We start from the raw sequence: 11879 nt of genomic DNA on the forward strand, positions 1-11879 counted from the left end.
CTCGGCACGTGGGTCAATTCAGCGTCGGCGTGAACAATCAGAGCGTGAATCCAGCCGCTTGATCGTACGTAAATGCCGGATGTAGCTGACAAGGACAGTTCGCGCGTCCGTCTGCCGGTTTCGCAGGTAACGCCCGTAACTTTCAGTTTTCGACGTATTGAGCGCGTTTCACACAGCCTGGACTCATTGCGGAGGTTATGAGTTCCAAGCTCATCTGCGCATCGATGGCAATTGGCCCTATCATGCATTCATTGCGTGACTGCCCGATTGAATGTGGCTAAGTGGTTTGGATAGGACAAGGAGAGCGGAAGGTGTCAGGCAAGAGTCAATTGGGATGGGTGGACTTTTCGAGCGAAGACCGGGACCGCGTCAAACACGCTCTCAAGCAGCTGTCGGAGCCGGGGACGCTGGATGAGCTGGGCATAGGAGGGTTGCGCGATGGGTTTGCGGATCTGATGTTTCCAGGTTTTTCCACGCTGCAGACTCGAGCCAAGTATTTCGTCACTGTGCCGCGGATCATCCGCGATTATCTGCACTTGAGCCCGTCGCAGCAGCGTAAGCAGCCGGCTGCGGATTACTTGGAGGAACAGGAAGCACGGTTGTCAGAGGTGCTCAGAGAAAAGCATCAGGACGGAACCCAGACCGGCATTTCTGGATCTTCTTTGAGCAAAGGTGAGCGTGTCACTCGACAGCCTTCGTCGATCTATTGGGTAGGCCTGAGGACCTGGAAGCTTGTCGATACTGGGGGCTCGCTCCGGCAATTTCTGCAGGCAATCGGATCGTCAGAAGCGTTTCATGGAAGCATCTATGGCGATGAAGGGGACGACAGTGATGCACACAACGTTGTCCGCAGTGTGTACCTAGATCGCTTTGTGCCTGATTGGCTGGACAAGGTCAAAATCACGCTGACGGCTTCCGAGGCACGTTTTTTAAGTGAAAAGTTCAAAGCCGGCCCCGAACTGAGCCTGCCTTGCCTACTGGAAATACAGGGGCTGCGCGAGCAGGCCCTCACCAAGACTGAGTTCCCAGCGCTGGCGGCTTGGGCCGCCGATCAGCCGTCGCTGCCTGGCCGGACCCGCGAATACGTGGCGATGGCGCAAGCGTTCAGTGAGCTGATCTACGGTGCTCACTTGCGATTCAACATAATCCTTGTCCGTAACGACTATCGCGAACATGACGCTCTGCTGGAGGACTTTGCCGAGCTTTGGGATGCATGGCGCACGCAGACTCACGCGACGCCCGCCGACATCTTCCGCTGGCTTGAACAGACTCAAGTTACGCTGGCCAGTCACACGACTCTGTTTCTAACCCGATGGGCTGAAGGTTTAATCCAGGGGGCATCGGATGTCGAACTGGATAAGCTGGTGGAACATCAGGCGCGGGCAAACAAGAAGGAGCGGAGTGTGCTGAATAAACAGCTGCCCGAAGGGTTCGCTTGGCTAGGGATGGCGCGGCTGGATTATCGCTGGAGGCAGGTTCGAACCGTGCTGAAAGATATTCAGGAGGGCGTGGCATGCTGAATCCGCACGCTGATCGCCTGGACTATGGCGACAAACTCAAAGCCCCGGAAGGGTTCACGTTAAGCCATGCCATCGCGACGACCTACACCCTAGATCTTGAGACGCTCTTGTGTCTGCCGTTGGCGCTGTCGTTCAACTGCCCGCCGGAGGGCGATTTACAGACCGATAAGCTGGCGCTGCTGGAAGCGATCAGCCAGTTGAAGGGCAAGGTGAAGGTTTTCTTTCAGCAGGGCTGCATCAAACTTCCGCGCCACTTCAACCTGCTGTTTTCGTTGCTCGAACCGTTATTGGCGCCCCAGGTTCCCGGCGATGCGTTCAGCTCGTTCCACCCCAAGTTCTGGCTGTTGCGATTCACCAGTCCGACGAAGGTGGTGCGGTACCGGTTGTTGGTGCTGTCGCGGAATCTGACGTTCGACCGCAGTTGGGACCTTGCAGTCGCTCTGGAAGGGGAACCCACGAGCGCACGCAGTGAAGACAACGATGGACTTGTGGCACTGCTGAAGGCGCTGGCCGCCGGTGCGGAGGACCTGCGTGCCGGACTGGAGCTTTTTGTCAAGGAGCTGCCTCGGGTGGCCTGGGACAAGCCTGCCGGATTCAACGCGCTGAAGACATTGCCTGAAAAGCCAGGGAAGTTGCCGCTGTCATTGGGTACCGCTGCCAGCACGGTAATGGTGATGTCACCGTTTCTCCATCACGAAGCGCTCGACCTGGTCAAGCAGGCTGGTGCGCGGCACTGGCTGTTCAGCCGCGCAGAAGAGCTCGACCGTATGGGTGAATGCCAGCTGCAGGATTGGGAGTGCTTCGCGCTCAATCCTTGCCTGATCGAGGGCGAGGATGAGCTCACCGCAGCCCGTCCCCAGAATCTGCATGCCAAGCTGGTGCTGCTGCAGGAGGGCGCCGTCAGTCATTGGCATATCGGTTCGGCGAATGTCACCAAGGCAGCCCTTGGCGCTTTGGGAGCGGCGCCGCGCAATACCGAGTTCATGCTGCGACTGTCGAGCAAAAGTGGCCAGCAGTCCGTCGACCAGCTCCGCGCAGAACTGGTAGGACGTGAGCAAGAGCCGACAGGTATTTTCATCCCTCATCGTTTCAGCCCAGCGTCGATCACGGATGATCATCAGACGGAAGCGTGGATGCGCAGACTCCAGCACAACCTGATCCAGGCAGACTGGTGTCTGCAGGCCCGTGCCGAGGCCAACGGGACTTACACCTGTGTCATTGAATGCCCGCCGCCACTCCTGGAGCAACATGGCGATTGGGTGATCGAGGTGCAGCCGCTGGTCAGAGGCAAGCCGCTGAGTCTGGCTTCTCGTATGGTTTGGGAAGACCTGAATCTGACCCAGGTCAGTGCATTCGTTATTCTCAGAGTGATACCGGTGTCATCACCTCCCGTCGAACTGATGATCAAGGTCCGTCTTGAAATCGATGGTGGCGATACGCGAGAGCAGAAAATCACGACGACGCTGATTGATAGCCCGCACAAGCTGCTGGCTTATATTCAGATGCTGTTGCATCCAGGCCACGCGTATACGGCGGATACCGGCATGACGAGGGAGGGCGGTCCCGGGGCGGACGCTGATACCGACTTCAGCCAGATGTTCGGCGGGCCGCTGCACGAGGCTCTCTTGCGTTGTGCTGCCCGACAGCCTGAAAAGCTGCAGCGCATCGACGCCATTCTGGCCCGGCTCAGCGACACTGAACATCTGGTCCCTTCTGAGCTGTCTGTCTTATGGGCGCAGTACCAGCAGCTTGCATGGAAGAAGAAAGCATGACTCGATTTGTATCGGATCGCGACAACGTCGATCTAGCCCTGCAGATGACTTGGAGCAGGCTCAAGGATTTCCAGCGTGCGACAGTCGAGCGTATTGCCGAACAGTTCAAAGACCCGCAGCACAGCCGTCGGGTGCTGGTTGCCGACGAAGTCGGGTTAGGAAAGACCGTCGTAGCGAAAGGACTGATCGTGTCGATGCTGCGCGACTGGCATCGACGCGAACCGCTGCGTGTCACCTATATCTGTTCCAACTTGAGTCTGGCCGCTGAGAACCTGGCCAAGCTTGCCGTGTTTCCAGCAGGCAGCGGCTGGATTCGACAGCCGTCTTACGCACGCCTCGCACAAGTCGCGGTGTGCCAGCCCGAGCAGCACAGTGCATTGCTGGAAATTTGCACCCTGACGCCAGCCACATCGTTTTCGCTGACCCAGGGAACAGGAAACCGGCAGGAGAGGGGCATCATCCTTGCGGCGTTGCTTCAGCACCCGCAGCTTCGAGGTTTTCGCCACAGTTTGACGGCGCTGTTCCAGGACCGAGTGCAATGCGCTGACAGCTGGCAGGCGGAGCGGGATCAGATAGAACAGCAAGGACTGGTGAAGGAGATCGTTGCCAGCTTTCACGCAGCGATCACTTTCGTGTCGAACGACGCGACGCCCTCATTGCTGGAACGACTGCGCAGCACTGCCTGTCTGCGTGCGGAACGTCACCGTGGCGTCAAACGCGAGCTGATGCGCGATTTGCGCGTGACGTTCGCCCGATGCTGCGCTACGCATCTCCGGGCGGATCTGTTCATTCTCGACGAGTTTCAGCGCTTCGAAAGCCTGCTCGATCTGCAGGAAAACGAACAGTCCCTGATCGCGCGGGAGATATTCAGTCGCGAGCGCGAGAGCAATGTCTTGATGCTCTCGGCCACTCCGTTCAAAGCCATGAGCACCGTGGATGACGATGAGAACGATGACGGCCATCTGGAGAAACTCAAGCAGATCCTCGCGTTTTTGAATCTGTCGCCACTCGATGCTTACGAACCTGCACGCAAGAAACTGCAGGCTGCGCTGCTGTGTCTGCGACGCGACTGCATCGATGGCGAAGCGCTGGACGATGCGCCTCGCCGAGAAGTGGAGCGATTGCTTCGCCCACTGATTTGCCGCACGGAGCGAAGCCAGATCGCTCGGGATGTGGACAGCCTGGTCGACGGGATACCCCCGCAAGACTTGCCACAATTGCGCACCGATGATATCCGCACTTATATCGAGCTGGACCGGCTGGCGCTCGTTCTGGAAGCTGACAGCTCACTGCGCGTCTCCAGTCAGATCATGAGTTTTTTCAAGTCGGCAGCCTGGCCGCTGTCGTTCAGTACCGGTTACAAAGTGCAAGAAGTGCTGCAACGCCGCTTCGAGCGATCTCCGGCGCTGTTCAAGCAGTTGACCGCCAACAAAAACCTCTGGTTATCGCGCGAGCGGATCCGCAAGTTCACGCTGGATGTCGCCCGCGAGGCACCCAATCCGCAGGTTCGCTGGTTAGCCAGTCACTTGTTTGGAGACGGGCGTAAAGCCGGTCCGGAAATGCTGCTTTGGCTACCGCCTAGTTGGCCGCACTATAGACTCAGAGGCTTTTTTGCCGGTCACGAGCAACTCAGCAAGACGTTACTGTTTTCCTCCTGGACGATGGTGCCGAGGATGGTGGGCGGGCTGATGAGCTACGAGGCGGAACGGCGAGTCCAGCAGCATCTCACGGACAAATCGGAGTACTTCAACAAGCGCCGTGCCGGTGTCAGCGAAGACGACCAGAACCGTCATCTGCAACAACGTCGCGCGGTGATCAAACTCGACAGCGGGGACGTTGCCAACTGGTCGCTGATTTATCCTGCCCGCTGCCTGACTGACATTCCGATAGCGCGTACTTCAGTCCCACTGGAGAGCCGCCTTGACGAACTCATCCGGCACTTCACAAGGAGTCTAGCGTCATTGCGCGTCCGCAATCAGGGCGCTCAGAACAGCCACTACTGGTATCTGTTTGCCCCGATGCTGCTGGATCAGGCGCACGAGGGATGGACCGCCACATGGTTCGAAGCCATGTCGGACGTCGGCAATCTCTCCGACGGAGCGCGGTTGCGCGTTCGCGAAATATCCCGTCGTTTCAACCAACTGGATGAACTGGGCGCAATGCCTGAAGACCTTCCTCAGTACCTTGCCAGGCTGGCTTTGGGATCGCCGGCGGTGTGCGCCTACCGCGTGCTGCGGCAGCTGTATCCCGGTCCTTGCCTGATAGGAGCCGCCAGTCGGGTCGCTCTGGGATTTGTCAGTCTATTCAACAGCGTCACGGGCAGTGCGATCGCCCGGCGGCTCGACCCGCTGCATCCTTGGCGAGGCATCGTGAGGTACTGCGCCGATGGCGGCATTCAGGCGATGCTTGAGGAGTACTGTTACCTACTTGCACCCGACAAGTTGCTGGATGATGTGGTGACTACGCTCGAAAGCGTTCTTCGCACGACACCGTCGAATGTGAAAGTCTGGAAGGTTGACAGGGAAAAAGACGACACTCACCTGAGATGTCATTATGCCGTGCAACTGGGCGCTCAGAAAACCACGGATGAAGCGGGCCAGACACGAATCATCAATATACGTGAAAGCTTCAATTCGCCGTTTCGGCCGTTCGTTCTCGCATCAACTTCCATTGGTCAGGAAGGCCTGGATTTTCATTGGTACTGCAGCGAAGTCGTGCATTGGAATTTGCCGAATAACCCGATAGATCTGGAACAGCGGGAAGGGCGGGTCAATCGCTACCAGTCGCTGGTGGTCCGGCGTCGCGTGGTGCAAGCGGTGGCGGAGTACGACAGCGCGCCCGAAAACTGGAAGGCGTTGTTTACATCTGTCGAAAGCCCCACCTGGGGAACTGATCTGGTGCCCTATTGGCATTATCCCGAAGGTGACGCGAAGATCCGCCGCTTGATTCCGAGACTTGCCTTCAGCGAAGAAGCACGCCGCTATCCGAACATGCAAAAAGTCCTATCGCTTTACCGTCTAGCATTCGGTCAACCAGGGCAAAGCGAGATGCTAGAGCACTTGAAGAACTTGAATCTGGATGACGAAGCGCTTGAGCACATAAAAAGTCAGTTGTTGATCCGGTTAGCGCCCGTTCTGTACCGGAGGGAGCGGTCACGTACTTGATGCCTGGGCTGTGGCAGGAGGGACTGGGCGTGCCGCGAAACACTGATACAAACACTAGTTCCCTGCGCAGAACATCGACAAAAACAGCCCGACCGGAGGATTGTTGCTTCACGTAACGGCGGCGAAGTTCGCCGACCTTTTGGCGCTGTACCGGCTAGAGAATATTTTCGGTGGAGCCGGGCTGCCGATGGCACGCCCTACACTGGCACAGCGAGTTGGACAACGGTTCCACTTCTCACGGGGTCGTCAATCGCTGATGACGACTCAACACTAAAGACGCCAACTTAAGACGGCGGTAAATAACTATTCCCGGTATATGCAGAAAACGACAACATCGACTCGGTCGGTGTGTGCTCGTAGGTTGCGGACAAGACTTCACTGAGACGATCGCCCAACAGATTCCAGGCACGTTTCTTCTCTTCGGCATAGTCGTGATGCAGGTAGTGTCGTCTCACCCGCGAACCGGCCAGTACATGGTTTTGGCAGCGGTCGATGACGTCCAGGCTGACCCCCAAGGCCTGCATCATGGTCGCGCCCGTGCGGCGCAGGTCATGCGGCGTCCAGTCGCCGTTTTGGCCGTCGGCCAGGACCAGGGTATCGTCGTGACGCCGTCGTGAGAGGGCCTTGCGGTTTTTGAACCGGGCCTGGCGATCGCCAACCTGTTTACTCGCCACCTTTACGTCTACATGCCCATCATCCTGCTTGTTCGGAAAGCACCACTGGGAGTCCCCCGTCAGGGTCTTGAGCTCCTGAAAGAAATGCAAGGCGAAGGGGGAGAGGAAGACATGGTGGTCCTGTTTCTTGCCCCGGGTGCCTTTGACGTTTTCACTGGGAAGGAACCAAGTTTGCCGGTCCAGATCGACATTTTTCCATTCGGCCTGCAGCAACTCGCCTATCCGACACAGGGTGCCCAGACTGATCCAGAGCGCGAGTTGGGTTTCCTTCTTTAACGGCCGTATGCCGTCGTATTTTTGCCCAGCGGGCAGGGCGTTGTAATCGGCCGTCATTTGCTGGAAGCAGTTGTGAAGTTCCAACAGCTCAGCCGGGGAAAGGATCCGGCTTCTTTCGGCCTCGTAGTCGGCAGGGATCAGCGGGGAGATGTCGACCAGCTCAGTCGGATCGCCCTCGATCAATAAGGCCCGCCAGGGCTGACGCTTTCTGGCCCAACTGAACATCTGAGTGAGGTCGGCGAAGAAACTGATGGCTTGCCGGTGAGCGCCGCGGTTGATCACGGCCCGGATCAGCGCCCGAACATCGTGTTCGGAGACGCTGCTCACCGCGGTCTTGCCGAGTGCCGGAAAAAGGTCCTTGTTAAAACGGCGCTGCAATTCAGCATTGCCATCTTTGCGCGCCACGCCATCCAACAGCCACGCCTTGGCCAGATCCTGGACGGTCAGCGTTTTCACCTTCGTCGTTTTTACTAGTTCAGCCTCTACGTTAGCAGCGGCGTATGCTTGTGCCTTAGCGGTTTTCTTTTGCTCGTTGGGATTGATCTGCTCATCAATGAGCGCGCGGGCCTGATTACGCGCCTTGCGGATGTCTGTCAGGGATTTGCGCGGCCAGGTTCCGCAGGCGTACTCTTTGTTCTGGTCGCCCCACCGATAACGATAGAAAAAGCTGACCGACACACCGTCCTTGCGGACTGAGATTCGACCGGCCAGATTGCCATCCTCCCGGAGGATTCGGCCGGCATCGTTGGGAGTCAGCGACTCGAGTTCTTTGATGGTGATTTTGGCCATGAAACGGACTCCCCCTACTTTTACCCCCACAAAAAACGTCGGCTCTTGATGGACGTTACTGGACTCTCGTAGAGCAGAACAACGCTGGAGCTCAAGTAAATACTAGCTTGGAAAAATCCAGAGCAAAATTTTGGAAGCTTTCAAGAAGTATGAAAAAGGAGATGGGGTGCTAGGGGTCGAGTGTTCGAATCACTCCGTCCCGACCATTATTCCTGAATAAAATCAGACACTTGAGCCGATCAGATAGATCGGCTTTTTTGTGCCTGCGCAAAACTAGGCACCTTGCTTCCTGCGATCCCGAATTCTCGCCAGCATTCTTCGCCGCCGTTCTCGTCCCAGTAGACGCGTTTTCGTTTCGGAATCTCATCGTACTTTTTCATGAGCCTTCGAATCCCATCAGGTCATCACTGACGTCGAAGACAATCACTAGGCCGGCAACCTTGGTCGCTGTAATTTGCTCCTTGGTGATAGAGCGGTAGTCGGGTATTGGATGACGCTCAATTCGGCGGCAAGCTTTTCTTTGGTCATGACTTCGTCCTTGCCGCTATAGCGGCTGACTTTGAAGGGGGGAGTTAATGCTGGGTTGCGGCTTTGAGACGCTGCTCGAAATCGTCTGGGTATTCGCGTTCGTCTTTGAGGTACTGAGCAGGTCGATCGCTTCAGCCTGTTGATCGGTTAACACATCAATCCGCTGATCCGCTGCGTTCAGGCGCTCCTGCAGGGCATCACGCTCGTCCTGGACGCGCTTGAAGCCGGCCACATCACCAGCTCGTCGTCTTTCGGATCCCACGCTGTGGAGAATCCGAACCGATATCCGTCGCCATTCCACTCAATACCGGCTGACTTCGCTCATCCTGCAATCTCCAACGCCCGCCGTGCCAGTGCCCCAGGCTCTCAGCTCCGCAAAGGCTTGGCGCGTAGCGGGCAGGCTGTGAAACCGAACCTCTACTTCGCCGCGGCCCTTCCTCTTCGCCGCGACTTTCTCTGAACGTTCCGCGTTGCTCTTGGCCATGGTCTACCTCTTCAATTCCGCTGGCCGGCAAGTACAGCCAGTTCAGTAACCTTTAGCCCGACAGTTCGTGATCCATCTCGACACCTAGATTGAAGTGATGGCTAAATGCGATTACGATGCCGCCCCTCATAAGGGAGTTACACAATGTTTCCAAGGTATTTTCGCTGGATCGCAGCATTTGGCATTCTCGCGGCATTGGCGGTGTTGGTAATAACCGGGCTACAGGTGTTTTCCGGCATGGCCTCAGCAGCGGATCTGATACGACCTATCATTGGCGTGGTTGCATTTGGCTGGATGTTCACTCAATCGACCAAGGCTTGAGGCGGATCATGCTGTCACCTTAACCAGCCTCACCCCGGCCATGCTGAACTTGTCGCCTTGGGCTGCGGCCATCGCGTCGAGGTTGTCCCAATCCACGGTGAGCATCGAAATAGGGGCGTGGCCGTAGGCGAGGGCTATATCAGCGACTCCAGATCGAACACTTCGGCCTGCAGATTCACCGATGCTTCGGCTGTATTGGCAGTCTTCGTGGCAGGCTGAGCCGGTGTAGAAACTTTCATCGGTGCGCGGCTGGCGACTGGTGCAGACTCAGCAGTAGCTTCAGCCTCGATTCATTGCAGCTCCTGGTTGCGGATCTGCTCACGCTGGGTTTCGGCTTTCTGTTCCTCGACATTTTGGTGTTTCGAGATCCGCACCTTGGTCAACGCGACCAGGTCGTCGTTTGCCTATATCACCAACTGCTGCACTTAGTTGAACAGGACAGGTAGTCGGCGGCGAGTTCGTCCAGGCTGGCCATATTGCTCCGGATTCTGTCGCCAATCTAACTTGCGTCGATCTTTGCCCTGGCCAATTCGTAGTTGGCGGAGTCGCGCAGACTGCTGATCATCCTCTTGCTTTTGATGACTCCGGCGAAATCTGCAGGAGCTGCCGGCATACGCGCTTTGCCACCCAGTGAAGCCTTGAACTGGTCGATGTGCATCTGAAGTGCCTAGGCTGCAGTCATGACGATATCTGCTGTACAGGTTTGTGTGTGTACAGTAATCGTGGCGCCAAGTGGGCGAGGGTGAGGTAGCGCGCTGTAGCATTTTTGGATGGTTCCTAGGCAGAACGCCGGAGGAGGAAAGTACACGCACTTCGACTGCATTTGCCACCGCGGGACTTTGAGGCGAAGTTATTGCGCCACCATGGCAAGGTGACCACAGATCCTACATAGGTCATTGAATAATAAGGAAAATATGCAGTTTAGCCAGTCTATAAAAGCTACATATCAACCTATAGAAGTCAATAAGTGATTACCGGGCGCTGCCAAAAGAATGTTGATTGCCTAACAGCGGTCTGTTAAAAAGCCGCCTGATTTGCCGGCCCCTGCGTCTCTGAGGCAAACAACGCAAAAGTAATAAGGAAGTTACGTGCTACGGAAGTTGATCTTGATTCTGGCGGTCTCGCCACTGAGTGGTTGCGCTTGGTTTGGGGCTGTTACGAACCCTCCCTATGACTGCTATGACGGCGTCAAGGGCGAGTACGTGCTCGCGCAGTTTCTCGGCCCCCTTGTCCTCATTGATTTGCCGTTCACTTTCGTGGCAGATTCGGTTTCACTTCCTTTTTGCTGGTACTGAGCTTGCCCTCGTTATTAGTTGCGAGTTAGTGCGAGTTTCACAACGGATAAGTAATAAGGAAGTTAAGTGTTACGCCAGCTGATCTTGATTTTGGCTACCTCGCAGTTGAACGGCTGCGCATGGTTTGCCGCCAATTCCTATGGCCCTATTTCGTGCTTTAACGGAACGGAGTACGAGTTCAAGGAATTGATGCCAATCATCGGGCCTTTCATCATTATCGACCTGCCTTTTACGTTGGTTGCCGACACGCTGGCGGTTCCTGCTTGCTTGTAGGGCCTGCATAAAAACCACCAAAGCCCGCGCTTGGTGGTATTGCATCGGCTATTTGTTGTCGCGGGATGCGCAGTTTTTGAATGAGTGATAAGGACGTTACGTGTTGCGTAAAGTGATTTTGCTGGTTTTGAGTGCCAGTCTAAGTGGGTGTGCGGCAACTGCGATGCGGTTGGATTACGACGAGCATCGATGCCCCTACATTGGCCTGAGATTGGATTGGTGGCTAGTAGGTACATCCCACGGAAAGCTGATTCCTTTTTTGCTTATCGACGCGCCGTTTTCGTTTGTGGTCGATACAGTCTTTTTCCCCTTCGAGTATCAATATATCGACGACTGCCCAAGGCAGTGACGTCAATTTCGATCTACAGAGGGAGGCCTTGGCGCAGCATATCTCAGAGTACAAGAAGCCTTTAGCGCCAACGCTTCTTGCACGGCAATTGCCGGTAACGAATGCTACTGTTTCGGCTCCTTCTTGAGGTCCTCCGAATCGCTCGAAGTGGCTGCATCTTTTTCTGTCTCATGCGGCTGCGCCCCGGAATTACCTCCCGAAGATTCCTCACCTTTTTTGTTGGCCTTCTCATCATTGGCGCGCGAACTTTTGGACTGATTGACGCCTGGCAGAGCATTGGGCGGGGCGGCGGATTCTGCTGTTGTCTTTTCAGTTGCCAAGGCGTGGAGCGGGCCGAGGATAAGCAGGCTGGCGAGCGATAGGGCGGTCATGTTCTTGTTCATCATCTAAGCCTTCCACGCAGGGGGTGTACCGTATTGGAAGTGCGCCGAAGG

General features: G+C 56.3%; 11 protein-coding genes. 7 read left to right on the top strand and 4 right to left on the bottom strand.

Going from position 1 to position 11879, the window contains the following annotated elements; genetic code table 11:
* The first annotated feature begins 311 nt into the window (after positions 1 to 311).
* The 4 genes from KI231_RS10425 to KI231_RS30300 all read left to right on the top strand — a co-directional run bounded on the left by KI231_RS10425 (position 312) and on the right by KI231_RS30300 (position 6730).
* Complete coding sequence (locus KI231_RS10425) at positions 312 to 1520, top strand: DUF6361 family protein (RefSeq protein WP_249412112.1); 1209 nt, start codon at positions 312 to 314, stop codon at positions 1518 to 1520.
* Positions 1514 to 3292, top strand: a complete 1779-nt coding sequence (locus KI231_RS10430) for a phospholipase D family protein (RefSeq protein ID WP_213028159.1) — start codon at positions 1514 to 1516, stop codon at positions 3290 to 3292. The genes KI231_RS10425 and KI231_RS10430 overlap by 7 nt, the downstream gene beginning before the upstream one ends.
* Positions 3274 to 6456, top strand: a complete 3183-nt coding sequence (locus KI231_RS10435) for a helicase-related protein (protein ID WP_213028160.1) — start codon at positions 3274 to 3276, stop codon at positions 6454 to 6456. The genes KI231_RS10430 and KI231_RS10435 overlap by 19 nt, the downstream gene beginning before the upstream one ends.
* A gap of 100 nt (positions 6457 to 6556) precedes the next feature.
* Positions 6557 to 6730: a hypothetical protein gene (locus tag KI231_RS30300; RefSeq protein WP_502937313.1), complete on the top strand. Its 174-nt coding sequence runs from the start codon at positions 6557 to 6559 to the stop codon at positions 6728 to 6730.
* 10 nt (positions 6731 to 6740) lie between these two features.
* Here the strand turns inward: KI231_RS30300 and KI231_RS10445 are convergent, their stop codons facing one another.
* Positions 6741 to 8195: a tyrosine-type recombinase/integrase gene (locus KI231_RS10445; RefSeq protein WP_213028161.1), complete on the bottom strand. Its 1455-nt coding sequence runs from the start codon at positions 8193 to 8195 to the stop codon at positions 6741 to 6743.
* Positions 8196 to 8739: 544 nt separating this feature from the next.
* Positions 8740 to 8955, bottom strand: coding sequence for a hypothetical protein (locus KI231_RS10450; RefSeq protein ID WP_213028162.1), 216 nt, complete (start codon positions 8953 to 8955; stop codon positions 8740 to 8742).
* 396 nt (positions 8956 to 9351) lie between these two features.
* Here KI231_RS10450 and KI231_RS10455 point away from each other — a divergent pair, with 396 nt between their 5' ends.
* Complete coding sequence (locus tag KI231_RS10455) at positions 9352 to 9528, top strand: hypothetical protein (protein WP_213028163.1); 177 nt, start codon at positions 9352 to 9354, stop codon at positions 9526 to 9528.
* 499 nt (positions 9529 to 10027) lie between these two features.
* On the opposite strand, the gene KI231_RS29955 is transcribed toward KI231_RS10455, so the two are convergent.
* Entirely contained in the window at positions 10028 to 10186 is a 159-nt protein-coding gene (locus KI231_RS29955) for a hypothetical protein (RefSeq protein WP_249412113.1), read from the bottom strand.
* Positions 10187 to 10889: 703 nt separating this feature from the next.
* Here KI231_RS29955 and KI231_RS10465 point away from each other — a divergent pair.
* Positions 10890 to 11096: a YceK/YidQ family lipoprotein gene (locus KI231_RS10465; RefSeq protein WP_249412114.1), complete on the top strand. Its 207-nt coding sequence runs from the start codon at positions 10890 to 10892 to the stop codon at positions 11094 to 11096.
* 100 nt (positions 11097 to 11196) lie between these two features.
* The gene (locus KI231_RS10470) at positions 11197 to 11445 is read left to right on the top strand and encodes a YceK/YidQ family lipoprotein (RefSeq protein WP_213028164.1); all 249 of its coding nucleotides are present in this window, start codon (positions 11197 to 11199) and stop codon (positions 11443 to 11445) included.
* Positions 11446 to 11549: 104 nt separating this feature from the next.
* On the opposite strand, the gene KI231_RS10475 is transcribed toward KI231_RS10470, so the two are convergent.
* Complete coding sequence (locus KI231_RS10475) at positions 11550 to 11828, bottom strand: hypothetical protein (RefSeq protein WP_213028767.1); 279 nt, start codon at positions 11826 to 11828, stop codon at positions 11550 to 11552.
* Between the last annotated feature and the right edge of the window lie 51 nt (positions 11829 to 11879).

Source organism: Pseudomonas sp. Seg1, from assembly GCF_018326005.1.
In the GTDB taxonomy this organism is placed as follows: domain Bacteria; phylum Pseudomonadota; class Gammaproteobacteria; order Pseudomonadales; family Pseudomonadaceae; genus Aquipseudomonas.